Annotated in this window: 23 protein-coding genes and 1 other RNA gene; 14 read left to right on the top strand and 10 right to left on the bottom strand. The window is 64.2% G+C overall.

Going from position 1 to position 26,435, the window contains the following annotated elements:
• Positions 1-123: 123 nt before the first annotated feature.
• The 3 genes from BMY30_RS05515 (at position 124) to BMY30_RS05505 (ending at position 3,581) form a co-directional block, all read left to right on the top strand.
• Complete coding sequence (locus BMY30_RS05515) at positions 124-2,343, top strand: putative bifunctional diguanylate cyclase/phosphodiesterase (protein WP_170840079.1); 2,220 nt, start codon at positions 124-126, stop codon at positions 2,341-2,343.
• Between the two features lie 16 nt (positions 2,344-2,359).
• Complete coding sequence (locus BMY30_RS05510) at positions 2,360-2,920, top strand: flavin reductase family protein (RefSeq protein WP_089711421.1); 561 nt, start codon at positions 2,360-2,362, stop codon at positions 2,918-2,920.
• 232 nt (positions 2,921-3,152) lie between these two features.
• A complete protein-coding gene (locus BMY30_RS05505) occupies positions 3,153-3,581 on the top strand; it encodes a DUF3617 domain-containing protein (protein WP_089711419.1) in 429 nt (142 codons plus the stop codon).
• A gap of 68 nt (positions 3,582-3,649) precedes the next feature.
• On the opposite strand, the gene BMY30_RS05500 is transcribed toward BMY30_RS05505, so the two are convergent.
• Both BMY30_RS05500 and BMY30_RS05495 read right to left on the bottom strand, forming a co-directional pair.
• Positions 3,650-6,763: an efflux RND transporter permease subunit gene (locus BMY30_RS05500; protein WP_089711417.1), complete on the bottom strand. Its 3,114-nt coding sequence runs from the start codon at positions 6,761-6,763 to the stop codon at positions 3,650-3,652.
• The gene (locus BMY30_RS05495) at positions 6,763-7,857 is read right to left on the bottom strand and encodes an efflux RND transporter periplasmic adaptor subunit (protein ID WP_089711415.1); all 1,095 of its coding nucleotides are present in this window, start codon (positions 7,855-7,857) and stop codon (positions 6,763-6,765) included. Before BMY30_RS05495 ends, BMY30_RS05500 begins: the two co-directional genes overlap by 1 nt.
• Positions 7,858-8,106: 249 nt before the next feature.
• Here BMY30_RS05495 and BMY30_RS05490 point away from each other — a divergent pair, with 249 nt between their 5' ends.
• A complete protein-coding gene (locus BMY30_RS05490) occupies positions 8,107-9,282 on the top strand; it encodes a BaiN/RdsA family NAD(P)/FAD-dependent oxidoreductase (protein ID WP_244516128.1) in 1,176 nt (391 codons plus the stop codon).
• 67 nt (positions 9,283-9,349) lie between these two features.
• Here BMY30_RS05490 and BMY30_RS05485 read toward each other — a convergent pair whose 3' ends face one another.
• The 5 genes from BMY30_RS05485 to BMY30_RS05465 form a co-directional block, all read right to left on the bottom strand.
• Positions 9,350-9,805: a CopD family protein gene (locus tag BMY30_RS05485; RefSeq protein WP_089711411.1), complete on the bottom strand. Its 456-nt coding sequence runs from the start codon at positions 9,803-9,805 to the stop codon at positions 9,350-9,352.
• A 97-nt stretch (positions 9,806-9,902) separates the two neighbouring features.
• Positions 9,903-10,181 (bottom strand): YqjK family protein, encoded by a 279-nt coding sequence (locus BMY30_RS05480; protein WP_170840078.1) that lies wholly within the window; start codon positions 10,179-10,181, stop codon positions 9,903-9,905.
• Positions 10,168-10,563, bottom strand: a complete 396-nt coding sequence (locus BMY30_RS05475; RefSeq protein ID WP_089711406.1) for a phage holin family protein — start codon at positions 10,561-10,563, stop codon at positions 10,168-10,170. Before BMY30_RS05475 ends, BMY30_RS05480 begins: the two co-directional genes overlap by 14 nt.
• Positions 10,563-10,895: an ElaB/YgaM/YqjD family protein gene (locus BMY30_RS05470; RefSeq protein WP_089711404.1), complete on the bottom strand. Its 333-nt coding sequence runs from the start codon at positions 10,893-10,895 to the stop codon at positions 10,563-10,565. The genes BMY30_RS05475 and BMY30_RS05470 overlap by 1 nt, the downstream gene beginning before the upstream one ends.
• Before the next feature lie 88 nt (positions 10,896-10,983).
• Entirely contained in the window at positions 10,984-12,027 is a 1,044-nt protein-coding gene (locus BMY30_RS05465) for a phospholipase A (RefSeq protein WP_089711402.1), read from the bottom strand.
• Positions 12,028-12,229: 202 nt separating this feature from the next.
• Here BMY30_RS05465 and mscK point away from each other — a divergent pair, with 202 nt between their 5' ends.
• The gene (gene mscK / locus BMY30_RS05460) at positions 12,230-15,622 is read left to right on the top strand and encodes a mechanosensitive channel MscK (RefSeq protein ID WP_089711576.1); all 3,393 of its coding nucleotides are present in this window, start codon (positions 12,230-12,232) and stop codon (positions 15,620-15,622) included.
• Between the two features lie 47 nt (positions 15,623-15,669).
• Here the strand turns inward: mscK and BMY30_RS05455 are convergent, their stop codons facing one another.
• Positions 15,670-16,434: a TlyA family RNA methyltransferase gene (locus BMY30_RS05455; protein WP_089711400.1), complete on the bottom strand. Its 765-nt coding sequence runs from the start codon at positions 16,432-16,434 to the stop codon at positions 15,670-15,672.
• A 6-nt stretch (positions 16,435-16,440) separates the two neighbouring features.
• Complete coding sequence (locus tag BMY30_RS05450; RefSeq protein ID WP_089711397.1) at positions 16,441-18,459, bottom strand: hypothetical protein; 2,019 nt, start codon at positions 18,457-18,459, stop codon at positions 16,441-16,443.
• Between the two features lie 321 nt (positions 18,460-18,780).
• Here BMY30_RS05450 and ffs point away from each other — a divergent pair.
• The 8 genes from ffs (at position 18,781) to BMY30_RS05410 (ending at position 24,840) form a co-directional block, all read left to right on the top strand.
• Positions 18,781-18,877: signal recognition particle sRNA small type (ffs, locus tag BMY30_RS05445), an RNA gene on the top strand.
• 205 nt (positions 18,878-19,082) lie between these two features.
• Positions 19,083-19,808, top strand: a complete 726-nt coding sequence (locus tag BMY30_RS05440) for a tellurite resistance TerB family protein (RefSeq protein WP_089711395.1) — start codon at positions 19,083-19,085, stop codon at positions 19,806-19,808.
• Between the two features lie 108 nt (positions 19,809-19,916).
• A complete protein-coding gene (gene dnaX, locus BMY30_RS05435) occupies positions 19,917-21,824 on the top strand; it encodes a DNA polymerase III subunit gamma/tau (RefSeq protein WP_089711394.1) in 1,908 nt (635 codons plus the stop codon).
• A 44-nt stretch (positions 21,825-21,868) separates the two neighbouring features.
• Entirely contained in the window at positions 21,869-22,195 is a 327-nt protein-coding gene (locus BMY30_RS05430; protein ID WP_089711392.1) for a YbaB/EbfC family nucleoid-associated protein, read from the top strand.
• Between the two features lie 22 nt (positions 22,196-22,217).
• Positions 22,218-22,823 carry a recombination mediator RecR gene (gene recR / locus BMY30_RS05425; protein WP_089711390.1) on the top strand — a complete coding sequence of 202 codons (606 nt, stop codon included), beginning with the start codon at positions 22,218-22,220 and terminating at the stop codon, positions 22,821-22,823.
• Between the two features lie 26 nt (positions 22,824-22,849).
• Positions 22,850-23,977: a ribonuclease D gene (gene rnd, locus BMY30_RS05420; RefSeq protein ID WP_089711388.1), complete on the top strand. Its 1,128-nt coding sequence runs from the start codon at positions 22,850-22,852 to the stop codon at positions 23,975-23,977.
• Positions 23,974-24,285 carry a YcgL domain-containing protein gene (locus BMY30_RS05415; protein ID WP_089711387.1) on the top strand — a complete coding sequence of 104 codons (312 nt, stop codon included), beginning with the start codon at positions 23,974-23,976 and terminating at the stop codon, positions 24,283-24,285. The genes rnd and BMY30_RS05415 overlap by 4 nt, the downstream gene beginning before the upstream one ends.
• Before the next feature lie 105 nt (positions 24,286-24,390).
• Positions 24,391-24,840 carry a YcgN family cysteine cluster protein gene (locus BMY30_RS05410; RefSeq protein ID WP_089711385.1) on the top strand — a complete coding sequence of 150 codons (450 nt, stop codon included), beginning with the start codon at positions 24,391-24,393 and terminating at the stop codon, positions 24,838-24,840.
• A 6-nt stretch (positions 24,841-24,846) separates the two neighbouring features.
• On the opposite strand, the gene BMY30_RS18455 is transcribed toward BMY30_RS05410, so the two are convergent.
• Complete coding sequence (locus tag BMY30_RS18455; RefSeq protein ID WP_139195479.1) at positions 24,847-25,035, bottom strand: transposase; 189 nt, start codon at positions 25,033-25,035, stop codon at positions 24,847-24,849.
• 984 nt (positions 25,036-26,019) lie between these two features.
• Between BMY30_RS18455 and BMY30_RS17955 the strand changes: the two genes are divergently transcribed.
• Positions 26,020-26,435: hypothetical protein (locus tag BMY30_RS17955; protein WP_211607252.1), on the top strand; the 416-nt coding region annotated here is incomplete at its 3' end.

Here is a 26,435-nt window from a genome sequence, read left to right as displayed (position 1 = left end):
TGGCATCCTGTGAACTGTGGCAGGCTGGTATACCCTTGAGTGAGATAGGTCGTATCAAGGCGAAAAGCCACCCGGAAACGCGAGGCCTCCATGGGGTTCACGCAAGAGCAAGGAATAGGAAGGGTGAGCAGGGCCTGCCTGCTGCTCCTCGGTCTGGTTGTGACCTCATCGGTGCCGCTCGCCGCTCAGATTCCGCCACCCCCGGCAAGCATCCCGGATCCGCTGGTATTCGCCGGCTCCGACGACTATCCCCCTTTCCAGTGGCGCGACGGCAGCGGTCAGGCGAGGGGCTTCGTGATCGACCTTCAGGATGCCATCGCCAGTCAGCAGGGCATCGAGGCCGAGCACCGGCTGATGGCGTGGGAACAAGCCCTCGAGGCCGTCGAAAACGGTGAGGCGGATGTGGTGGCGCTTTTCGTATCTGAGGAGCGAGAGGGGCGATTCGACTTCACCTCGCCGATCTATCACGTGGCACACGGCATCTTTGCGCCCTCTCCTGAATCGATCCCGAAAGGTCCCGATGATCTCGCCGGCAGGCGGGTGGCCGTCGTTGAGGGAGGTTATGCGCAAAATCGCCTGATCGAAAACCCGACCGACGGAGAGCTGATGCCTCAGGCGGATATTCGTAGCGCCCTGCTGGCCGTGGTGGAAGGTCGCGCGGATATTGCCCTCGTCGCCGCCCACACGGCGCGTCATGTCATTGCCGCGGCGGAGCTTGATATTCATCAAGTGAGCCCACCCTTCTGGCCCAGGGCCTACGCCTTCGCCGTCAGGCAGGGGCGTGATGTTCTGCATGCATGGCTCGAGGAGCAGGTGGGCCTGCTGCAGGCTAGCGGCACCTATTTCGAGGTTCACGGGGACTGGCTCTCCGAACTGGAGTGGCAGCCATCGACCTGGCGGGATCATCTGCACACCCTTGCCTGGATAGCGCTGCCGCTGTTGCTGCTGGGGGCCGCCGGCTACCTCTGGTCCTGGTCGCTGCACCGGCAGGTGGCTAGCAAGACTCGCCTGCTCTCCAGGGAGCTGGAATCTCGCCGTTCGCTGCAGGGCGAGCTTCAGTATCGGCTCGAACATGACATGCTCACCGGGCTCCCCGATCGCAGTGCCTTTATCAGCAAGCTCGACGGGTTGATCGAGGCTGATCCTGACTGGGCGCCCACCGTTGCCCTGATCCAACTGATCAATCTCGAGCAGTTGATCACTGCCTTCAGCTACCAGGTGGCGCTGGAATTGCAAAGAGCCTTTGCCAGGCTGCTGGAGACACAGGATGGTTACCTGGTCGGCCATTTCGGTTCGGGGCTCTTCGCCATTGCCACGCGAAAGGCGCTGGAAGGTAACGAACTCGTCGCGCGCTTGACCGAGCCGCTGAACCTCGGCTCTGTCGATCTCGACCCCGTCTACGTCGTCGGCATCGTCAACGAGGCAAGCCTCGACGAGGATGATGGCGGCGATGAACTGGTTCGCCGTGGCATCCTGGCCGTGGCGATGGCCCGAGATGCACACCGCCGGTGGGTGATCTACAGCGCCGATCTCGAGCCGGATATCGACGACCTGCTTCTGCTGCAGGACTTCCATCGCCACGGCACCCGCGACATGTTCCTCGAGTATCAGCCCAAGCTGGACCTCAAGACCGGGCGAGTGCGGGATGTCGAGGCGCTGATCCGCTGGCGTCATCCCACTCTGGGGCTAGTATCCCCGGGGCGTTTCATTCCCATGCTGGAACAGGCCGGGCTGACGCACTGGATCACGCGCTGGGTGATCGAGGAAGCCAGCGGCATGCTGTGGCGCACGGGCCTCGCTGCTTCGAGCTTTCGTGTCAGCATCAACCTGGCACCCCAGGATCTCATGGAGCCCGATCTGGTCGACTTCATCACCCTGAGCCTGGCGCCGCCGATGCCGGCACACAGCCTCTGGCTGGAAATCACCGAGACCGGCTTCATTCGTGATCCATCGCGCACGCGAGATGTGCTTTCCAACCTCCATGATGCCGGCGCCTGTATCTCGGTGGACGATTTCGGCACCGGTTACTCCTCGCTCTCCTACATGAGTGAGTTTCCCGTCGATGAGGTGAAGATAGACATGAGCTTCGTAGGCGACATGCTGATCAATGATCGCCATTTTCTCATCGTGCGCTCTACCATCGCCCTCGCCCACGAGCTGGGGCTGATAGTGACTGCAGAGGGCGTGGAGGACAGGGAGACCTTGAGGGCCCTCATCGCCATGAACTGCGACACCATCCAGGGCTTCTACCTTTCCCGGCCATTGGCAGAAGAAGATCTCCTCGTCTTCCTTGATCGAGACATGGAGGAGGTGTTGTCGAGAACGATCAACAGCGAAGAGTAAACATGAGGAGCAACCAATGCATGACGATGTCGAGAAAGTTGATGTGCCGCTGGATCGGGTGCGCCGCTACCTCGAGCCTGGCCCCATCGTTCTGGTCTCATCTGCCTGGAATGGTGAGCGCAATATCATGACCTTGGGCTGGCACACCGTGATGGCTTTCTCGCCCTCTCTGATCGGCTGTGTTATTTCCTCCGGCAATCACAGCTCCGAGCTGGTGCGCCGCAGTGGAACCTGCGTCATCAACCTGCCGACGACGGCCTTGACCGACGAGGTGATCGGGATCGGCAACAGCAGTGGCACCGGGCTCGACAAGTTCGAGCATTTCGGCCTGACCGCCTCGCCGTCGACGGCCGTGGAGGTGCCACGCGTAGAGGAGTGCCATGCCCACTTCGAGTGCCGACTCGTCGATGACAGCCTCGTTGACCGCCATGGCTTCTTCATCTGGGAGGTGGTGGCGGCCCAGGCCCGGATGACGCCTGCCTATCCCGAGACCCTTCACTACACCGGCGACGGTGTCTTCATGGTGGCCGGCGAGATCATCGACCGGCGCAGCCAGTTCCTGCCGCAGATGCTGTGAGAGGAACGGAACAGCCTGGGCACCCTCGGCGCTCGCCGGCTTTTTTGTGGAAGCACAGCTTGCTGCGCGATGCCTTCGCGACTGCAGGGGCCCGTCGGGGGCAATCGCTCATTGAATTGATCTTCCATAATGGGAGTTCGCCGTGCCGGATTGGGGGAGGGCGTCGATTGGGCTATGCTGGGCTCCATGCCGAGGGCATGGCATACCACCCATCACCAGAGAGAGTCTCTCCATGTTGTTCCGTCCCCTACTTGCTGGCCTGCTGCTGGCGTTGCCGCTGGCCGCTGTTGCCCAATCCCCCAATATCGAACCCGGCCAATGGGAGTTCACCAGCACCACGTCCGTTCAGGGAGACATGCCGATCCCCGACCAGACCGAGACCCATCAGGAATGTATCGCCCAGGGCGACATCGAGAACGAGGAGTTCAGCTTTATCGAGGAAGAAGAGGACTGCGAACTGCTCGAGCACGAGGTCACGGTGGACGGCCTGGACTACCGCATGGCCTGCCAGGGTGAGGGCGGCGAGGCCGATATCGTCGGCAGCATGGATTTCCTCGGCGAGACCACCGAGGGCCGAGTGGAGGTCTTCGTCCAGTCGCCGCAGGTGGGCGAGATGGAAATGGTCACGGAGATCGAGGGGCGGCGTATCGGCGACTGCTGATTCCTCTTCCCGACCTCCACGTAGAAGGCCACCCCGCGGGGTGGCCTTCTGCGTGGATGGGCACTGGGTCAGTAGCCGGCGGGCGTCTCGTCCATCTCTCGCTCCAGGCGGCGAGCCACGTCGCCCGGTGAGCCCGTGCGTTGCGCGAGCAGGTCGTAGGCTACCGGGACCACGAAGAGGGTGAAGAGGGTGGCGGCGGCCAGGCCACAGAGAATCACGGTGCCGATCACCAGCCGGGTCTCGGCCCCGGCACCGCTGGAGACGATCAGCGGCACGGCGCCCGCCATGGTGGTCACCGCGGTCATCACGATGGGACGCAGTCGCGTCACGGCGGCCTCCACCAAGGCTTCGTGGAAGGCCATCCCCTGGTCGCGCAGCTGGTTGGCGAACTCCACGATCAGGATGCCGTTCTTGGCGGCGAGCCCCACCAGCATCACCAGCCCTACCTGGCTGTAGATGTTCAGCGACTGCCCGGTGAGGTAGAGCCCGAGCAGGGCCCCACAGATGGCCAAGGGCACGGTGAGCATGATCACGAAGGGGTGAACGAAGCTCTCGAACTGACCAGCCAGCACCAGGAAGACCACCAGGATGCCCAACCCCAGCAGGAAGCCGGTTGCACCGCTTGCCTCCTGGTAGTCCCGCGAGGCGCCCTTGACGTCGGTCTGGGCCTCGGGCGGCAGGACCTCGGCCACCGTCGTCTCCAGGTATGCCAGCGCTTCGCCCAGCGGATAGCCATCGGCCAGGTCCGCTGAGAGGGTGATGGCGCGCAGGCGGTTGAAGCGGTTCAGGGTGCTGGGGCCGGCGAAGTCGCTGAGCGTCACCAGATTGGCCAGCGGGATCAGCTCGCCACTGCGCTGTGAGCGCACGCGCAGGCTCTCCAGCGAGGAGGGGCTCGGCCGTGCGCCGGGCTCGCCCTCGAGAATCACGTCGTACTCTTCGCCGTCGTCCACGTAGCGGGTCACGATGCGCCCGCCCAGCAGGGTCTCCAGGGTGCGGCCGATCTCGGTGACGGTGACCCCCAGCGCGGCAGCACGCGAGTAGTCGATATCAACCTGCAACTGGGGCTGGTTTTCCTCGTAGTCGCTGTCCAGCCCGGTGAGGCGCGGGTTGTTCTCGCGGATGTGCTCGATCAGGGTGTCGCGCCACTCGGCCAGCTGCTCGTAGGTGCCCCCACCAAGTACGAATTGTACCGGCTTCTCGACGCTCGAGCCGAAGCCCTGGCGCATCACCGGGAAGGCACGCACACCGGGCAGGTCGGCGAGCTTATCGCGAATCTCGTCCATGATAGCCCAGGCCGATCGGCGTTCTCCCCAATCGGCCAGGTTGACGATCACGAAACCGCTGTTGAAGTTCTCGATGTTGCCCCAGCCGCGCGGGGCGCGAACCACCACGCGCTCGACCTCACCGGTCTCGACCATCGGCAGCAGCCGGGCCTCGATCTCGTCCATGTAGTCGAGCATATAGTTGTAGGTGGCGCCGGGTGGGCCGTTGACCAGCACCCAGAAGTTGCCGCGATCCTCCTGGGGGGTGTATTCGTTGGGCAACTGGGTGTTTAGCCATACCATGCCGGCGATGATGCCGAGGAACAGCGCCAGGACCAGCAGGCGCAGCTTGAGCACTCGCTCCAGCAGGCTGCGGTAGATGCAGCGCGAGTGCTCAAGGGCCCATTGCACGGCCCTGGCCAGCCGGCCCTCGTGCATGCCGGCCTTGAGGATCTTGGAGGCCATCATCGGCGTCAGGGTCAGCGCCAGCAGGCTGGAGATGGCTACCGCGGCGGCGAGCGTCAGGGCGAACTCCGAGAACAGCCGGCCGATATCGCCCTGCAGGAAGCTCAGCGGCACGAACACAGCAATCAGCACCAGGGTGGTGGCGATGACGGCGAAGGCGATCTGGCGGGTGCCGCGGAAGGCAGCGACCAGGGGTGTCTCTCCGTGGTCGTGCATGCGCCGGTGGATGTTCTCGAGCACCACGATGGCATCGTCGACGATTAGCCCGATGGCCAGCACCAGGGCGAGCAGGGTCAGCAGATTGATGGTGAAGCCCATCACCGCCAGGGCAGCGAAGGCGCCAATCAGGGCGATGGGCACCGTGACCGCGGGAATCAGGGTGGTGCGCAGGTTGCCGAGGAACAGGAAGATCGCCACCACCACCAGGCCCATGGCGATGAACAGGGTCTGCACTACCTGGGAGATGGCGCCCTCCACGAATACCGACGAGTCGAAGTTGAGCGACAGGGTCATGCCCTCGGGTAGCCCCGGTTGCTGGCGCTCCATCTCGGCCTGTACTTCCTTGGAGATCTCCAGCACGTTGGCGGTGGACTGCTTGACCATGCCCAGCCCCACCATGGGGGTACCGTTGCCGCGGAAGATGGTGCGTTCCTCCACTGCCCCGATCTCCACCCGGGCCACGTCGCCCAGGCGCACCAGGTAACCGTCATCACCCTCATCGAGCACCAGGCGCCTGAAGTCGTCCGGCGTGGCGAAACCACGTGGCAGGCGGACGATGAGCTGGCGCGAATCGGATTCGATGGAGCCCCCCGGCAGCTCGACGTTCTCGGCACGCAGGGTATCCTCCACATCGCCGGCGGTGAGTTCACGAGCCGCCAAGGCATCGGCGTCGAGCCACACACGCATGGCATATTCGCGGCCACCGCCGATGATGACCCGCGACACGCCGGGCTGGATCGAGAAGCGATCTACCAGGTAGCGGTTGGCGTAGTCGGTGAGCTCGGCCATGGTGTAGCCCTCGCCGGTCAGCGACAGCCAGATCACCACCTCCGAGCTGGAGTCGGCCTTCTCGACCTCCGGCGGGTCGGCCTCATCGGGCAGGTTGCCGGCCGCGTCGGAGATGCGGTCGCGGATATCGTTGGCCGCGGAATCGATGTCCTGATCGAGGCCGAACTCCACGGTGATGCTGGAGCGTCCGTCCTGGCTGGAGGAGGAGATCACCTCGATGCCGGAGATGCCGGCGACGCGATCCTCGAGTACCTGGGTGATGCGGGTCTCGACCACACTGGCTGAGGCACCCGGATAGCGGGTATCGATGCTGACGATGGGCGGGTCGATGGAGGGATATTCCTGCAGCGGCAGGCGTTGCAGCGCGAGCAGGCCGAAGGCCACGATCAGCGCGGCCAGAACCGTGGCCAGCACCGGCCGCTGGACGGAGATATCGGAGAGGCGCATCAGCCGCTGGCCTCTGCCTCGTCACGACCGCGACGCAACAGTTCGGGCACGCTGGTGGTCTCGTCGAGGATGCCCAGCAGGCGAGTCGGCTGGCCGTCGCGCACCCGCTCGGTGCCGTGGGCCACCACCAGCTGGCCTTCGTTCAGCCCGTCGAGCACCTCCACCTCCCCCTCGCGGCGAGCACCGATCCGTATCTCGCGCCTGGTGACGCGATGCTCATCGGCGGGGTCCAGGGTCAGCACGAACTGGCGGTGCCCTTCGGGGATCAGCGCTGCTTCGGGGATCACCAGCGTCTGACGCGGGGCGCGGTTGACCACCACGCTGATCAGCATGCCGGGCCGCAGTCGGTCCTCGGTATTGTCGAGCAGGGCGCGCACCGTGACGCTGCGCGTGACCGGGTCGACACGGGTGCCGATGCTGTCGATTTCACCCTCAAAGCGGGTGTCCGGGTAGGCGGCACTGGTAGCGGTGAGCGGCAGGCCCGGCTCGAGCTGGCCCAGCGCCAGCTCGGGCAGCGTGAAGTCGAGTTTCATCACGTCGAGCTTGTCGAGGGTGACCAGTTCCGTGCCCGGGGAGACGAGAGCCCCGACGCTGACGTCCCGAAAGCCCACCTGGCCGGCGAAGGGGGCATGAATGCGGTAATCGGAGAGGCGTGCCTCCAGCGCCTGGATCTCGGCCTCTGCCTGGCGAAGCTGGGCCTGGGCGTCCTCCAGGTCGCCGCGCGGTGCCAGATTGCGACTCTGCAACTGGGCCAGGCGGTTCACGGTATTGCGCCGCTCATCGCGCAGTGCCTGGGCGGCCCGCAGGTCGGCCTGGGCCTCATTGTCGGAGAGGCGCACCAGCAGTTGGCCGGCCTCGACGCTTTCACCGTCGTGGAAATTCAGCTCGGCAATGGTGTCGGTGACGGTGGCCGAGAGCGTCACGCTCTCGTCGGCGCGTAGGGTGCCCAGGGCCTCCAGCGGGTCGTACCAGGATTCGAGGCTCGCCTCGGCGGCAATCACTGCAGTGGGCTGCTGGGCGTGTAGCGACGTTGGCAAGGCCAGTAACAGGCCGAGCAGCAGAGGCAGTGAGCGTGAGGCGAGGCGTATAGGCATGAGCGCGAATCTAGTCGATGAGCGTGAGCGGTGCGAAAGAGACGCTGGTGATGCTGCGGGCGCCCTGTACAGCCTAACCGGGCCGTATCCTGAAAGTGTGACAACAATTCACAACAACCATGCATGAGTTGCTGGTTTTCATAATGTACAAGACTTGTACATGATTGACCACTCTCGGCGCATTGATGTCCGGCTGCTAGAATGCGCGCCTCGCCGTTGGCAACGATGAATGGTCAGGAGGGCAGCAGGGTGACATACGATGTGGTGGTGATCGGTGCCGGTGCGGCGGGGCTGATGTGCGCACTGACCGCCGGCTACGCCGGCAGGCGGGTGCTGGTGGTCGACCATGCCAACAAGGCGGGCAAGAAGATCCTGATGTCCGGTGGGGGACGCTGCAACTTCACCCATCTGGCCTCGGGGCCGGCGAATTTCGCCTCGCAGAATCCCTCCTTCTGCATCTCGGCGCTCAAGCGCTACCGCCCCGAGCATTTCGTCGAGCTGCTGGAGCGCCATGGCGTGGCGTATGTGGAGAAAACGCCGGGGCAGCTGTTCTGTGCCGATTCCTCGAAGGAGATCCTCCGGGTGCTGCTTACCGAGTGTGACTGGGCGGGAGTGGACGTTCGCCTTAAGACCGCCGTGGAGGGCGTCGAACGGAGAGGGGAGGGCATGCGGTTGGCGACCTCATTGGGGGCCATCGACTGCGGGGCCTTGGTGGTGGCAACAGGTGGGCTGTCGATTCCCACCATGGGCGCCAGTGGCTTCGGCTATGACATTGCCCGCCAGTTCGGGCTGGCGGTCACCGAGACTCGAGCCGCCCTGGTGCCCTTCATCCTGACGTCGCAGTGGAAGGCACGGGCCGAGGAGCTGGCCGGTGTCAGCTGCGAAGTAGCAGTGAGTTGTCGCGGGAGACGCTACCGCGAGCCGATGCTCTTCACCCATCGCGGACTTTCGGGGCCTGCCATGCTGCAGATTTCCAGTGTCTGGGAGCCCGGGGATACGCTTTCCATTGACCTGCTGCCAGGGCTGGAGGCCTTCGAGGCGCTCTGTCGTGCCCGATGTGAGACACCGAAGCGGCGGCTTTCCACCTGGCTGGGGGAGCATCTGCCGAAGCGCCTGGCTCAGGCGTTGGTCGAGTGGCATGCTGACGACGGGCTGCTCGCCGAGTACAACAACGCCCGCTTGCAGGCCTGGGCTGAGGCCCTCCAGGCCTGGCGGCTCAAGCCCGCCGGCACGGAAGGCTGGCGAACCGCTGAGGTGACGATGGGAGGGGTGGACACCCGGGCCGTTTCGTCGAAGGACTTTTCGGTACAGGAGCTACCGCCGCTTCGCTTTATCGGTGAAGTGCTGGATGTCACCGGTGAGCTCGGCGGCCACAACTTCCAGTGGGCGTGGGCCTCCGGCGTGGCCTGCGGCAATTCGTTCTAGACGTTCTTCCCCAAAGCGATGCGGGGCTCCGGCCTAGGCAATGAGTTTGCCGCAACGCTCACCGTGATCAAAAGAAGCGCCCTCCGTAGGCGATGGTCACGGTGGCCAGCCCGAGGATCAGGTTGATACCGATCAGCCGGCGGATCTGCCCCAGTTGCTGGCCGCCCGCGGGCCAGTCCTCGCTGGCCACGGCTCGGCCCAGGCGCGGGTAGGGGGCGAACCAGATGTGCAGGAAGATCGCCATCATCGCCAGCCCCGCTACCAGCATCAGGTGGACATGGAAGCCGCTGCTGCCCATGCCACCGAAGACCCCGAAGAGCATCCATAGCCCCGTCGCCAGCAGTATGACGACGGCGGCCCAGACCCAGGGGAAGAAGCGCTGGAAGACGTGATACCAGAGCGTCAGGCGTTGAGGAGGTTCCAGTAAACTCCCGGCCACCGGCCTCAGGATCATCCAGGCGAAGAACATTCCGCCGACCCAGATCACGGCGGCCAGGACATGCAGGGTGATGGCAAGAGACATCGCTGGGCTCCTTCAAGCGGTGAGCGGCCTGGCCCGCGACACTGCGTTACCGCGTTCCGCTCAGCCCTGCAAGGGGCCGCGCGCGCAGCAGCAGTCGCTATAGCAACAGCCGGCGTGCCCGCTTGACGATCAATGCGCCAGTGGTCAGGCGGCCCGCCAGGCGCACAACGCCACCGGGGCGTCGCGCGCTGTGATAAAGCAGCATTCCGCCGGCTACCAGCAGCGGCACCTTGAAACGCACCAAGAGGTTCCATCCATGGTCGAGGGAACGGCCCGCCGATTGCCAGCGGCTGGTAGCCACCAGGAGGTCTACGCGTTGCTGCTCGATGGCGTGTTCCAGCTCGGCCTTGCGGGCCTGACGATCAGCGCGATTCACGTGACGTCTCCACCAGTTCACGGTCACTGGCCAGATGGCTCAGGGTGCCGGTCAGCAGGGTGCGACGGCGGGCCAGTTGCAGCACCCTCAGGGAGAGCAGCCCACCGCTGCCCAGCAGCACCAAGGCACTCACTCCAATGGCGGTCAGACGATGGGTCTCCCAGAAGGCGACAATCACCAGGGTAGTGAGAACGCCGAGACCCAACAGCAGCAGGATGAGGCTCAACCCGGCCAGCAGCAGCATGCCCATTAACCGGGCGCGCTCCTCCTCGAGCTCGAGCACGGCGAGGCGCAAGCGCGTCTCGCCGATGGCAAGCAGGCTGCCGAGCAGCCGCTTGCCGGCAACGAACAGGCGCTGAGCCGGTCCGTGGCTCGTCGACATCAGCGGCGTCCGATGAGCATGCCGATGACGATACCCACGCCGGCACCGATGCCGATGCTCGTCCAGGGATTGTCGTGGACATAGCGGTCGCAGGCGTCCGCCTGCTGGGTGACATTGTCGCGGGCCTCGTCGTAGATGCGTTCTCCGCGCGTCTCGAGTCGCTCCCGGGTATCCTTCAGACGCTTCTCGGCGCGCTCGCGCAGCTCCTTGATGTTGCTGCGGGAATCATCGGCGGTGGCGTTGACCAGTTCCTCGATGGTCTGGGTGAGCTGGTTCAGGTCTTCCCTGAGCTGCTGGGTCGATTCACTGGTGCGGGGGGCATGTTTGGCCATCGGGGTCTTCCTGTGACGATGAGTGACAGGTACAGCATAACAGGCGGCGAAATGAGTTCAACGTGCCCGACCCTGGCCTGGGCCAGGGTCAGGGCTCCAGGCTGCTGCCAGAAAACAGCGGATTGAGGCTGAATCCCAGGCTCAGACGGTGGCTGCGCTGGTCGTAGTCGATCAGGCTCTCACCGTAGCCGTAATAGTACTGCACATGGCCACGGATGCTACCGAACAGGGGCCATGAGTAATCCACCTGGCTGCCCAGGTGGCTGTCGCTGGGATTGCCACGCAGCATCAGGCTGAGTTCATTGTCACCATTGAGACGATGGGCCAGGGTGATGTCGCCATAGCCGAGGTACTTATGGATATCGGGATTGTCGTCCTCCTCCGAGGACTCCGGGATGCGCCAATGAGGCGCCAGGGTCAGGGCCCAGTCGTCGTTGACGATGGTGGACTCGAGAAACAGCCGGTTCCAACTGCGTGACAGCGGGTCGGAGCGGCCGTTGGATTGATGGCTGAATGCCAGGCGATTATTGGTGTTGGTCCAGCCAAGCAGCGACATGTTGTTCTCGAAGTCGACGAAGACTTCCGGCTCGTAGTTGGTCTCGCGAAAGGGTGAGGAGGCATCCGTGTTGAAGGCCTGCCACCAGCTGCGCTGGGTGTAGGCGAAGTGCAGGTCGCCGCCGTAGTCGCCGAACAGGTCTTCCATCAGGTTGAACTTGGCGCTGAACTGGAACTTCATCTCCGCCCGGTCCGGTGCGCTGCGATTAGTGATGTTCTGAAAGGCCTCGTCGTTCGGATTGGTGTTGTAGCTCAGCGGGAACCAGTAGTTACGCCGGTGGGTGGTGATGGCGTAGGGGTTCTGAGCCGATTCGCGTTCGAATTGGCGTCGCTCGCTCAACCCCTTATCGCGCCCCCGGTCTGTCGTCCGCTCGACCAGGGTGGTGGCTCGAGGGCGCTTGCCATCGCCGTCGGCCAGTTGTCGGCGCAACTCCCCCATCTCCTCCTGCAGGGCCGCGAGACGGGCCTCGATGACCGCGCGCTCGGTTTCGCTCAACGGCCCGGCGGCCATGGCAGTTGCATTCAGACCCGCCACTGTCAGGGCGGCGACGAGCAGGGGAAATCGGACAGACAACATGATCAGATACCTGGTGGAGGCCAGAAGGGTGGTTCTATCACGCCGGTGCGGCAAGTCAACTCTACCACCGAGCCAACAGGGCGCCATTGCCATGCCGCCCCGGCGGGTCGAGAATCATGCACGGGTCCATCATAACCGAGGCCGCCCATTGAATGCCTATCAACATCACTGCTTCTTGAGCGCTGCCTTCCCGCGTGCCTTGATGCTCACCCTCCTGTGCTGTTTGGCGTGGCTGGTGATTGCCACGCCGACGCTGGCCCAGGACGTCGTATCCCGGGAGGACACGCGACAGGCCCTGCCCACAGGTGAGGAGATCGAGTCGCGCCTGGCCGAGCGCCAGCCGGCGGAGGGCGAGACGGCCAGCGAAGGGGCAAAGCGTGATATCGATGCGCTGAATGCGGCGCTCGCGGCTATCCAGCGGCTGGCGGCGGTCAGGGAGGAGTTGTCCCGTCTCGAGACGCGCGTCCAGGAGGCGCCCGAGGAACTCGAACGCGTGCAGCGGGAGCTACGCCGGCTAGAGCGGACGGGCCAGGAGGAGACCTTCGATGAATTGGAGGCTCTCTCACTCGAGGCCCTGGAGGAGCGCCGCCAGGAGGCCCAGGAGGCCTTGTCGGGTTTCCAGGACCGCCTTGCCCAGGTCTCGGCGCGATTGCTGAGTGCCCAGACCCTGCCGGAGCGTGCCCAGCAGGCCATCGGCGAGGCCATGCAGAAAGCCGAGGAGAGTCGACGTCGGCTGGAGGAGCTTGCCGATGGCCAGGTGGCCGAAGACGACCCGCGGCGCTGGCAGCTGCGCATCGAACGTGAGCTGGCCGAGCAGACCCTGCGACTTCATGAACGTCAACTGGCCACCAACACCCTGCTGCGGGAGCTGGACCAGGAATATCGTGAACTTCTCGAGCGCCAGGTGGCCAGCCAGGAGGCTCGGCTAGCCATGCTTCAGGCTATCATCGACCGGCGCCGCCGTGAGGAGTCTCAGCAGGCCATCGACGAGGTGGTCGGCGACGTGGATGAGGGTGTCATCGGACATCCGGTGGTGCGCCAGGCCCGGGAAGTCAACAACGCCTTGAGTCTGGAGCTGCTGCGCGCCACCGAGCGGGCCAATACCCTGGTCCGGGAAGGTCTTGAGGTGCGTCGCCAGTTCGATCGGGTACGCCAGCTGCAGAGCAGCCTCAACGAACAGATCGACGCCATTCGCGGCAGCATCCTCCTGGCACGCATCCTGCGCGAGCAACGTCAGACGCTGCCTCGGGTAGGGGTACAGCGCGGCCTGCAGGAGGAGATCGCCGACTTGCGGCTCAAGCAATTCGATCTCGGACGAAGACGTGACCAGTTGCGTGAGGGAGAGAAACTGGCGCGCCAACGGATCGAGGAGGCCGACGCCGAGGCCTCGCCGGCCCTGATCGATTCGCTGCTCGACGTCTACCAGGCCCGTCGCGAGTTGGTGAATCAGTTGGAACAGGTCTACGGCGAGATCCTCAGCGCGGCCATCGACCTGCAGCTCAACCAGCAGCAGCTGCTGGCCACCAGCCAGGAGCTGCGTGCCACCATCGATGAGCAGCTCTTCTGGATAGCCAACACCCGGCCTCTGGGGCTGGCCTGGCTGGGCAAGCTGCCGGAAAACCTCACCAAGGAGTGGCGAGAGGGGGAGTGGCGCGCCGCACTGCCGGTGAACTGGCGGCTGCCGGATGCCAGGGCCCTGCTAGGCCTGCCGGTGCTGCTGGTGGCCATGGGGCTGGTTGTCTTTCGGCGCAAGATCCGCACTCGTCTGGCGCGCCTGCACCAGGAGGTCGGCCATCTCAAGCGTGACTCCCAGAAGCACACGCCCCTGGCCATGGCTCTCAATGCCCTGCTGGCGCTATTCGGTCCACTTTGCCTGCTGGCCGGTGGCTTGGCGCTGGTGGCGGGTTTCGAGGGGGTTGCGCGGGGCCTCGGGCATGCATTACTGCACTTGGCCCTGGCCTGGGCCGTGATCGCCTGGGCGCGTAACCTGCTGTTCCAGGGCGGGGTGGCCACTCGCCACTTTTCCTGGCCTCCCCGCTATACGGCGGCCCTGCGCCGTTGGCTGCGGTGGCTGGGGGTGGCCCTGGTGCCGGTGCTGTTGATTGGCCCGCTGGCCCGGGATGTATCGATAGAGCTGAACCAGCGGCCGGTGGCCTTGGGCCTGTTGCTGAGTGGCCTTGTGGCCATGAGCCTGGTGCTGACCAGACTGATTCTGGCCCATATCCCCTTCTTTGGGGTCAAGCTGTTCCGGTTGGTGCTGGGCCTAGTGATCGCCATGGTGCCGCTGGCGCTAGCCGGGCTGATTATCTATGGCTACGAGTACACGGCACTCAGCCTGTTGGGCCGTTTCGTGATCACCCTCTACCTGTTGGGGCTGTGGATTCTGGTGGAAGCCACGGTGATCCGTGGCCTGGCCCTGGCGGCCCGGCGGCTCGCTTATCGCCGGGCCCTGGCGCGGCGCAGGGCCCGTGCCCAGGAAAGCGTTGAGGGTGGCCTGGAGGTAGTCGAAGAGCCTCCCCTGGACATGGAGCAGGTCAACCAGCAGTCGCTGCGCCTCTCAAAACTGTTCCTGCTGATCGGCTTCATCCTGGTGCTCTACCTGGTGTGGGCCGACCTGCTTTCCGTCTTCAGCTACCTGGAGCGGGTCACCCTGACCGAGCCGGGGGAGGGGCAGACGGTTGCCAGCATGCTCTCGGTGGCCGACATCATCACGGCGCTGCTGGTGGTGGTGCTGACCTTTATGCTGGCGCGAAACCTGCCGGGTCTGCTCGAGGTGAGCGTGCTCTCCCGCTTGGAACTCAAGCAGGGCAGCGCCTATGCCATCAGCTCGCTGCTCGCCTATGTGATCGTTGGCGGGGGGGTGGTGTCCGCTTTGGGAACCCTCGGTGTCTCCTGGGGCAAGCTGCAGTGGCTGGTGGCGGCGCTGGGTGTCGGTCTGGGCTTCGGCCTGCAAGAGATCTTCGCCAACTTCGTCTCGGGGTTGATCATCCTCTTCGAGCGGCCGGTGCGCATCGGCGACACCATCACTCTGGGTAACCTCACCGGTACGGTGAGCAAGATCCGTATCCGTGCTACGACGGTGATCGACTTCGACCGCAAGGAGATCATCATTCCCAACAAGACCTTCATCACCGACCAGTTGATCAACTGGTCGCTCTCCGACACGATCACCCGCGTTGTGCTCAGCTACGGAGTCGCCTACGGTTCGGATCATCGTCTGGTTCATCGCTTGCTGAATCAGGCCGCCGACGAGAACCCACGAGTGCTGGCCGACCCCGAGCCCCAGGTGTTCTTCATGAGCTACGGCGATAGCACCCTGGATTTCGAGCTGCGTATCTTCGTCAATAGCCTCGGCGACCGGCTCTTCGCTACTGACGAGATCAACTGCCGGGTCGGCGAGCTGTTCGCCGAGCACGACCTCGATATCGCCTTCAACCAGCTCGACGTCTGGCTGCATCGTGCCGGCAGCGAGGCGAATCGTGTCCAGAGCGTTTCCACTGGCCCAGTGATTCCCCCCGAGCATCCCTCGCCCGGCGCAGTCGGTGATCCAGGCGACTTCGATGATGGTGGTGGTGGGGGTGACGCCGGGCGTTAGTGCCAAGTGTCGGGCATGAAGAAGCTGAGCGAAGGGGTGAAGTGCCGTCAGCGTTTTACGGCGTGGAGCAGGAATTCCCGGTTGCCGTCACCGCCTAGCAGGGGGCTCGGTTGCCAGTGCAGGATATCGAGACCCAGCGCGGCGCAGCAGCGGCGCAATCGCGCTTCCACCTCGGTGTAGCGGCTGGTGTCGGTCACCAGGCCGCGGGCGTTGACGCCGCCCGGGCCGATCTCGAACTGTGGCTTTACCAGGCTCAGCAGCTTGCCGCCTGCCGGCAGCAGGGCGGCGAGGTCGGGCAGGATCAGCGTCTGGGAGATGAAAGAGACATCCATCACGACGAGGTCGGGGCCAGTAGCCGTCAGGGCATCGAAAGCCGCATGCAGTCTGGGCTCGCCGGCCATGGCACGTGCATTGAGCCCTTCCAGGCAGGTCACGCGGAGCTCGTCGCGCAGTGCGGGGTCGAGCTGGTCATGGCCTACTTCCACGCCGATTACGTGGCGGGCGCCGAAGTGCAGGGCACAGTCGGTGAAGCCGCCGGTGGACTGGCCGACGTCGAGCACTAGCTTGCCGGTGAGATCCAGGCTCAGAGCCTCGATCAGTGCCTCCAGCTTGAGCCCCGCCCGGGACACATAGCGCTCCTCGGGATCTTCGTCCACCTCAAGGGGCGTCGTCTCGGGGAGTTTCTCGCCGGGCTTCTTCAATGGCGTGTTGCTATCGGCCAGCCTTACCCTGCCATGGCGGATCAGTCGCTGGGCGCGGGTGCGTGAGCGGGCCAGACCCTGGATGACGAGCAACTGGTCGAGGCGAGGCATGATTTCCTATAACCCTGCATCGGCCTGCAGGTCCTCGGCTGGAACGCGGTCGGCACCCCAGCTGCGGTGGATATAACCGGTCACCCGGTCGAGCTCTTCCTGGCTGATCCTGGCCAGCTCCCCCCGTTCCAACGGGTCGTAGTGGAAGATGTAGAGCCTCGAGGCGAACTGCTCGAAGGGCAGCGAGGATTCGCCGAAGCGCTCCCCATTGCCCGAGGTGCTCACCTCGATGCCGTCGCCCCAGTCCTGGCCGCTGTCGTTGTTGGGATTGTAGAAGTAGATCCGCATGGTATCGCTGGGGTCGAGAGTGACGCGCAGCATCGTGATGGCATGCCAGCCGATGAAGCGGGCCGCGCTGTCGGTCACGGCGATGCCGGCCGGCTGGGGGTGAATCAGCGGCTGGTTGCCGTTGTAGTAGGGGTGATAGCTGGCATAGAAGTGGCGCAGGAAGTCGTCCAGCTCATGAAGCTGGCCGGTGGCCACATCGACGTTGATGCGAAAGCCGCGTCCCGACCACCAGCCGTGGAATTCCGGATTGACCCAGCGGTGGGGGTCGCCCTCGCGGTCGATGCAGCGCCGGCCCATCTCGGCGTAGATGCGGTCCAGATGCGGCACCACGATCAACGATACCGGGTCGAGGTCCATGGGTAGATTCTGGGCCACGCCGCCACTGCTCTCCATCGAGGAGATCGGCTGACCCTCGAAATGCATGATGATCTCGTCGTCACGCGCCGCCCAGGTCACCATCTGCAGCAGATAGTCTGGATCGTTGTAGGCCCACATGGAAAGTGCTCGGGCGGACTGGCAGGTGGGGTTGTTGCCTTGTCCCACGCCCAGTGGCAGGCCGAGCATGCACAGCACTCCTTCCAGCAGCCGGGCGCGAGGCGAGGTGCTGTCACCGTAGGCCAGGTTGAGCCGCGCCTCCGACCAGTCCGACAGGCTCAGTCCCAGTTGGCGCCACATGGCCGGGGCCACCGGCGGCTGATAGAGGATGCCACGCTCGAGCATCTGAGCCAGCCCGTAGACCGCCTGGGGCGTGGTCGGATACACCGCACCGCGGATCAGGGCGTGGACCAGTTCGCGATAACACAGCAGGCAGTCTCGCCCGGTTGACGACAGTCCCAGGGCCTCGGCCAGCAAGTGGTCACCGTGATCGAGGAGGTAGCGCAACATGACAGCGTGATAGGGCGAGACCAGGCTGGTGTCGTGCATGGCCCGGGCGAAGCCGGTGGCCTCGTACTGCAGGGCGCCGCTGTCCATGCTCGACAGGCGCTCGCGGTAGATGTCGATTCCAGGATCCTCGCGGCACGCATGCGTCGGGCCGTACAGGGAGCTGACCAGGCGGTCGGCGCCATGGCCGCTGGTTCCCAGGTCGATCTCCGGATTGGCCTGGCAGATGGCGATCTGGGTGATCATCTGCTTGATCGTGGCCACCTGGATCGGCCGCTGTTGCAGGATCCGCCAGATCTCGTCGATCAGGCGGTCGATGACATGCTCATAACCGATGCGCTCGGCCAGATGGTGGAACAGATGACGGGGAATCTGCGCCAGAGGCCCCTGGGTCTCCCGCTCGGCCTCGGTGGGCGCGCCGAACAGTAGCCAGAGGTTGAGCGCCATCACCTGGGTCAGGTAATGGTGGGCCTGCTCTTCGGAAAGCAACGGATGGAGATACTCTCCCTTGGCGACGGCGAGGATGCGCAGCTCGCTGATCGACTCGATCACCACCAGATTGGGATCGGGACTCTTCAGCGCATGGGTGGTGAGGGACGGTACCAGATATTGGGGGGTCTCCCAGTCGGAGCCGCGAAATACCCCCGCCTCCTCGAGCACCCGGGCCCGCTGCTCAATGGCCTGACAGCCGCCTTCCTGCAACATGACCTGTCGGGCGGTATCGAAAACCCTGGCCAGGTTGGCCGGCTTGGCGAACTCGGGTGCCTCGGCCAGCAGGGTGATTGCTTCGTCGAGCTTCTCGAGCAGGCCAGCAAGCTTGTTGCTGGCCAGTGGCGGCGTACTGGCGTCTTGCATATGTCGAGGCGTGGTCACGCCGACTCCTTGTCGTCAGGTTTTCACCATTCCATGACGCCTGTATCAGGCTTAGAAATCAAGCTCTCCCACGTTCTTGAGTCGCTCATTCAACACGTGGCGTTTCATACATGCTGCTTTGTCGTCCCTGAAGCAGATCAGGCCCCAATGGGACCGCGGGCGGTCCCATTGGGGCCTGCCAGCCGGGCTGAGCGCCTCGGCTCTTGTGGCCTGGGTCGGGCATTGATATAGTGCGTCCCGCTCGATGATAGCTGTAATCGACGTCGAGCGAGCGATGCCTTCGGCATCCTGCTGTGGTGGCCCCGTCGGTCCTCCCGCAACGCTAGACCGCAAACCCCGCCAGGCCCGGAAGGGAGCAACGGTAGTGGTGGACGCGTGTGCCGGGATGTGGCTGTCGGGGCCGCCTCCATTTCCGCACCATCAATCCCACCTGCCCCTCTTGGTTCTCAGCTTGTCACTCGTCGGTCGATTCTTCTTCTGCTTAGCCAGCGATCAAGGTGCATAGTGCATCGCGAAGTTCATCGGCGCTCATCTGGTTCCTCCTTCGCGACGCGGGGTGCTAATCTCGCCTGACGAGATATTGATGTCACCGGGAGCGAACTACCATGAACGCGAGTCGTATTCTCGACCAGATCATGAAGCAGGCCGGCAGTAGCCGACAGGGCAGCGGCCAGTCGGGCGGCGGCCTGGATGTTCAGGGGGTGATCGATAGCCTCTCCTCGCAGTTCGGCGGCAGCGGCCGAGAAACCGGAAAAGGGAAAGGGAGCGGTGTCGATGTGAAGAGCCTGCTCGGCGGCGGCGCCTTGGGGCTGCTGGTCGGTTCGAAGCGTGGCCGCAAGCTGGGCGGCAAGGCCCTTAAGTATGGCGCCATTGCCGGCGTGGGTGCGCTGGCCTGGAAGGCCTGGCAGAACTCCCGCAGCGGCGACCAGGCCGATATCGCACGGGAGGGCCAGGCCATGGAGCAGCTGGAAGGCAAGGCGCAGGAGCAGCGTAGTCTGGAGCTGCTCCAGGCGGTGATCATGGCGGCGCGGGCAGATGGACACATCGATGATCGCGAACGAGCCCTGATCAGCGAGCAGATCGACGACCTGGGCGCGGATGCCGAGCTGCACGACTGGGTGCAGCGCCAGCTCGAGGCGCCGCTGGATGCCGAGGCGCTGGCCCGTCAAGCGGACTCTCCCCAGGCCGCCCGCGAGATGTATCTGATCAGCGTGGCGGTAGTCGATGACCAGAACCCGATGGAGCGGGCCTGGCTCGACCAGTTGGGTGGCGCGCTGGGCCTCGACGAGAGCCTGAGGCAGGAAATCGAACGCCAGGCGCTGGGGGCTTGAGCCGGGCGTCGCTTCCCGCGGGGCGCCCCGGTCGCTAGAATGATCGGTTGAAGTCGGGCATCGGGCCCGGTTGCTGCTGTTCGCTTTACCGTAAGGATCCCGCGCTGCATGAGCTATCAGGTTCTGGCCCGCAAGTGGCGACCGCGTACCTTCCATGAACTGGTCGGCCAGGAGCATGTCCAGCGCGCGTTGGTCAATGCCCTGGACCAGGGGCGGCTGCACCACGCCTACCTGTTTACCGGGACCCGTGGGGTGGGCAAGACCACCCTGGCGCGTATCCTGGCCAAATGCCTGAACTGCACGGCGAACGGCCAGGGCGACGAAGGCGTGACCTCGACGCCTTGCGGTAAGTGCGACAGCTGCCGCTCCATCGACGAGGGGCGCTTCGTCGACCTGATCGAGGTCGATGCTGCCTCGCGCACCAAGGTGGAAGATACCCGCGAGCTGCTCGACAATGTCCAATACGCGCCCACCCAGGGGCGCTACAAGGTGTACCTCATCGACGAGGTGCACATGCTCTCCACCAGCAGCTTCAATGCCCTGCTAAAGACCCTGGAAGAGCCGCCACCCCATGTGAAGTTCCTGCTGGCGACCACCGACCCGCAGAAACTGCCACCTACAGTCCTCTCTCGCTGCCTGCAGTTCACCCTCAAGCACATGCCGCCCGAGCGTATCGTCGGCCACCTGGCCAAGGTGCTCGAGGCTGAGGGGGTGCCCTTCGAGGAGAGTGCCCTTTGGCTGCTGGGCAAGGCCGCCGAGGGCTCCATGCGCGATGCCATGAGCCTCACCGACCAGGCGATCGCCTTCGGTCAGGGCGAGGTGCATCATGCCGACGTGGCGGCGATGCTCGGTACCCTCGACCATCGTCATGTCCTGGCGCTGGCCGAGGCGCTGGCCGAGGTGGATGCCCCCCGGCTGCTTGCCGAGGTGGCCACCCTGGCCGAGCATGGACCGGACTTCGCCGCGGTGCTCGACGACATCAGCGGTGTGCTGCACCGCCTGGCTATCGCCCAGATGGTGCCCGATGCCGTGGATAACGGCCACGGCGATCGCGAGGCGCTGCTCGCGTTGGCTGCGCGCTTCACCGCCGAGGACATCCAGCTCTACTACCAGATCGGTATCCAGGGTCGTGGCGACATGGAGCATGCTCCGGACCTGCGCACCGCCCTGGAGATGACCCTGCTGCGCATGCTGGCCTTTCGCCCTCAAGGCGCGCCCCGCCCCGCGCAGACGCCGCTGCCCCTGCGCAGCCAGGGTGCTGCCGGTGGTGCGGCGCCGGCTGATGAAACGCCAGCACAAGGCGGGTCGGTTCCCGAGGCGAACTCCTCATCCCGGCCCGCTCAGGCCTCTACCGAGGAACGCAGGTTCGCCGAGGAGGCTCCGCCGGCCACTTCCCCGCCTGTCGATCACGAGCCAACCGAGAAGGCTGCACCGGCCCTGCCGCCGGACGAAGAGACTCCCCCCTGGATCGCTCAGGAAGGACAGGAAGGAGAAGAGGTAGAGGCCCAATCGGAACCCGCGACGCCGGAGGCGCAGGCAGTAGCGTCATCGACGACCTCAGAGGCACAGGCTCCCGACCCTTCGGCTTCTTCCCCGGCCCCCTTGGAAGGCCACTTTGGCCACGCCGACTGGCTGGCCTGTTTCGATTCGCTGGGGCTGGGTGGGCTGACCCGTAATCTGGCGGCCCACTGTGTAGTCGAGGCCGACGACGGCGAGCAGCTGACGCTGCGTCTCGACCCGTCCCAGGAAGCGATGCAGGCCGAGGTCCATGTGACACGCATTCGCGAGGCGCTGGCGGCCATCGGAATCGAGCGCCGCCTGGTGCTGGCACCGGGAGCGTTGCCGGCGGAGGTGGAAACCCCCAAGCAGCAGACTGACCGCCTGGCCGCCCAGCGGCATACCGAGGCAATTGAAGCCTTGAACCGTGACCCCCATGTACAGAAACTGCAGCAGGCCTTCGGTGCGCGCCTGATCGAATCCACGGTCAAGCCTACCGATACAGAGGCGCGCGGTTGAGCCACGCCACTACCGTCGATCACCAACCACGAGAGGAATCCGCCATGATGAAGGGTGGAATGGGTAACCTGATGAAACAGGCCCAGGAAATGCAGGAAAAGGTGCAGCGCGCCCAGGAAGAAGTCGCCAAGACCGAGGTCCAGGGCGAGGCAGGAGCCGGCATGGTCAAGGTGACCATGAACGGACGCCATGACGTGAGCAAGGTCGATATCGACCCCACCGTCATGGAAGAGGACAAGGAACTGCTCGAAGACCTGTTGGGCGCGGCCGTGAACGACGCCGTGCGCAAGGTCGAGGCCAGTTCCAAGGCCAAGATGGAGGAGGCCACCGCCGGTCTCGATCTGCCGCCCGGCTTCAAGATGCCCTTCTGAGCGACTCCGAGATGGACCACCGATGAGCTTTTCCCCGCTGGTCGAGAGACTGATGGATTCGCTGCGCGTGCTACCGGGTGTCGGGCCCAAGACGGCCCAGCGCATGGCCATGCACCTGCTCGAGCGTGATCGCGACGGCGGCCGGCGCCTGGTGGAGGCGCTAGATGTGGCGCTGGAGCGAGTCGGCTATTGTCGACGCTGCCGTACGCTCACCGAGGAAGACGTCTGCAGCATCTGCATGAGTGCGCGTCGCGATGATGATCTTCTCTGTGTGGTGGAATCCCCTGCCGACCAGCTCGCCATCGAGGAGGCCGGTGGCTACCGTGGTCGCTACTTCGTGTTGCATGGCCACCTCTCGCCGCTGGACGGTATCGGCCCCGAGGACATCGGCCTCGACCAGCTCGAGGAACGCGTCGCCGAGGGCGCCGTGGAGGAGGTGGTGCTTGCCACCAACCCGACCGTGGAGGGCGAGGCGACCGCCCACTACATAGCCGCCCAGCTCTCTTCCCTGGGCGTTAGGCTCTCGCGGCTAGCCTATGGTGTCCCCATGGGCGGTGAGCTTGAGTACGTCGACGGCGGCACGCTGAGCCGCGCCTTCAATGGACGACTGCCCTTCCGGGGCGAGTGACGCCCCTTTCCCTGCTGGAACCCTGCATGCCTCTAACCCCCGAGATTCGCTGGATCGATACGCCCGAGGCCCTGGATGCCGCCTGTGCCGAGGTGGCGTCGGCCGAGGTGATCGCCCTGGACACCGAGTTCTTCCGCGAGAGCACCTTTCATCCGGTGCCGGCGCTGATCCAGTTTGCCGCGGGCGGCCCCGCCTACCTCGTGGATCCGCTGGAAGTGGCCTGTACCGAGACCTTCCGACGTCTGCTCTCGGCGGGATCGCTCAAGCTGCTGCATGCTTCCAGCGAGGATCTGGAGGTCTTCGCTCACTGGGCCGGGGTGCCGGTCGCGCCGCTGGTGGATACCCAGATTGCTCAGTCTCTGCTCGGCGAGGTGCCGTCCATGGGTTACCAGAAGCTGGTGGAATACTGGGTCGGCGAGACCCTGCCCAAGGACGAGACCCGTTCCGACTGGCTCAAGCGCCCACTCAGCGAGACCCAGCGGCTCTATGCCGCCCTCGACGTGGTCTATCTGCTGGAAGTGTGGCAACACCAGCGCGAGGTCCTGGAGCGCCAGGGTCGGCTCTCCTGGGTCGAGGCGGACTGTGCCGACCTGGTCGCCCAGTCGGCGCGCAGCGATGCTGCCGATGGCCAGTGGTACCTTCGTCATCGCCAGCTGTGGCGTTTCTCGCCGCGTCAGGTGGAGGCCTATCGACGCCTGACCCGCTGGCGTGAGGGAGAGGCCAGGCGCCGCGATGTGCCCCGCGGCTGGCTGGTGCCTGACCGGTTGCTCTACGCCATCGCCGAGCAACTGCCGGAGAATCGTTTCGAGCTGGGCCGGGTAGAAGACATCAAGCCGCCGCTGGTCAAGCGTGAGGGTAACGAGCTGCTCAGGTTGGTACGCGAGGCGTTGCACGTCGACGAAAGCGAGCTACCGCCGGTACCGCTCTCGCCGATGGCTCCCGAGTTCAAGCAGCGACTCAAGGCGCTGAAGAAAGTGGTCAATGCCGAGGCTGAGGCGCTCGGGGTGGCGCCGGAGGTGCTGCTGAAACGCCGTGACCTGGAAGCATTGGTTGGCGCCGACCTCATGGGCCAGCCCCTGCCGCTGCCCGAGGGCTGGCGTGGCGACCGACTGAATGCGTGCCTGACAGCGGCGCTCGAGGAGGTGTCTCGATGAGCGATGATCGCATGCGCGGTGACAAGCTGCTGTGCGAGGTCTTCAAGAGCTCGCGCAAGGAGCAGATGTATCTCTACGTGGACAAGCGGCAGGGCGTCGAGGAGGTCCCCGAGGCCCTGCTCGAGCGGTTCGGCAAGCCGCTACCGGCCATGACCCTGATCCTCACCCCCGAGAAATCGCTGGGGCGAGCCAAGGCCGCTGACGTCATGGCCGCTATCCGTGAGAAGGGCTATTACCTGCAGATGCCGCCGGCCAAGGAAGATTACCTGCTGGACCTCCATCGCACCTCCACCGAGGCACGGTACTAGCCTCGCGCGGCGTCGGGCGCGATAAACTAGTATCGTGCCCGAGCCGCGCGAAACTTGCTTTTATAGCGCCCGACGCCGAGTCGTGTCCGTCGCACAGGAGAGACCATGAGAGAGCGGTTCTGGGAACGCTTCGACCTGGAAGAGCTCACCGACGAGGAGTGGGAGGCGCTCTGCGACGGCTGCGGCCAGTGCTGCCTGCTCAAGTTCCAGGACGAGGAATCCGGCGACCTGGCGGTACTCAACGTCGCCTGCGAGCTGCTGGATATCCACAGCTGTCGCTGCAGTGACTACGCCAATCGCTTTGCCAGGGTGCCCGACTGCACGCAACTGACCCCCGAGCGCATCGACGATTTCCGCTGGCTGCCGAAATCCTGCGCCTATCGGCGGGTGGCGGAAGGGCGCAAGCTTGCCGCCTGGCACCCGCTGATCGCCGGTGGGCCGGATCGTATGCACCGAAAGGGTATCAGCGTGCGCAGCTTCGCCGTCTCGCAGCGCGAGGTCCCCGAGGAGGAACTTGAGGAGCATATTATCGCTATCCTGCCCATCGACGGCTGATTTTTTTCATCGCACTTTTCTGGGAATTGTGGCACGGATCTTCAGGAAGAAGTACGCCCTGTCACGGTGCCCGTAAGCCTTCCACTTGATGGCCTTGATGCGGTTGTTCATGCCTTCCAGCACGCTTTTTTTCAGCGGTGCCGTGCACTGGACAAGATTTCCTCCCGATAGGAAGTCAGCCGCTTGGCAAAACATCTCAGGTCTTCGATGCCGCTGCTGATTTTCATGTCGAACCGCTCCTGCCGGGGCTTCGTGCGATTGCCTCGTCGCCGGCAGGCCACAAGGTCTTGAACTGGTGCTTGAGCGGCTACCTTGTGGTCAGCAAAGTGTTGGCAGCCAGCGGTTCTTCCAGCATCACAGCCTGATCAGGTTTGAGGTTGTCGGCATTGTGCAGAGCAGCCAGCGGCTGCCTTTGATCACCTTGCGGGCGGCCTTGTCGTCGCACAGCTGGTTGGAATGATCGACGCGCGGACCCGGTCCATCAACTCGCGTTCGTACTTGTCCACCACAGTGATGCGCTCGTAGACCACTTCGGCGTTGGGGCACTGGGCCTTCACCTCGAGATCGAAGCAACGGTGTCGGGTACGGTGCCGGCCGATCAGGTTGCAGGCGCTGATTGTCGATGGCCTTGACGGTATACCAATGGAAGCCAACCGGGTCCGCGATATGCTGAATCGGCAGCAACGTGAACACGCGCTCGACCTACTGGCGCACGTCGAGCGCTCCGGCAGCCAGCCGATATACATCCTGCATCAGGAAATAGGCATTATCCACAGCCGCTGCTGACAGGAAGAATCTGGTCATCGGGCTTCAGCTGAAGCCTTAGCGTTTGAAGGATCCAAGAACTTTTGATGGCTAAAGGTGAAACCTTTCCAGAACAGGCAGATCGGGGTGGCAAACATGGCAACGACGGTGTCCGTAGTCTGTCGTCTGTCGTTTTGCCGAATACCAACTTGCTAGGATTTATCGCCGTTTCTCTATCCCGCCCCGACTCAATCTTTGCCTGTTTCACGCCGATCTGCGAAGCACTATTTTTTCTCATACTCCGTTTCATTCTTTTATTCCATGGTGAGGGTTTAAGAGTATTGCTATGCTTGGTAGCGAAATGTAACAAAATGTTTGGTTGTGGCTGACGTGGCTGTAGACCCGGTGAGGAAGGACTGGGCAAAGGGGGGGGGGATGAAAAATTTCAAGAAACTTGCTTTGGGGGTTGCCATCGCAGCCTTGGTTTCGTCAACGGCTTGGGGACAGTCGAAGTCGCGAGCGTCTATCTGTGACGAGCCATTTAGCGAAGATGATGAGATGGCGATGATGTTCGATGATTTGATGAATAATGGGGCCGTCTTGAACACGGAGGAGTTGCGGCTGGTGAATGACTGGTTGGCTACCCGCATCAGTCTGGAGAAATTTGTTCTGCTTTGTCCGCCCGCAGCAGGTGAAAGCGAGGAGGTGACTGAGGATTTCGGTAATGGCGGGGGTGGTGGACTGGTAGCCGGTGTCAATGATCCTTCGAGCGGTGGCACTGGCGGCGGTGATTCCGGCGGTGGCACTGGTGGCGGTGATTCCGGCGGTGGCACTGGCGGCGGTGATTCCGG

This window comes from Halomonas daqiaonensis (assembly GCF_900109725.1).
GTDB classification, from domain to species: Bacteria; Pseudomonadota; Gammaproteobacteria; order Pseudomonadales; family Halomonadaceae; genus Halomonas; species Halomonas daqiaonensis.
This window is presented reverse-complemented; position numbering and strand designations above follow the sequence as displayed.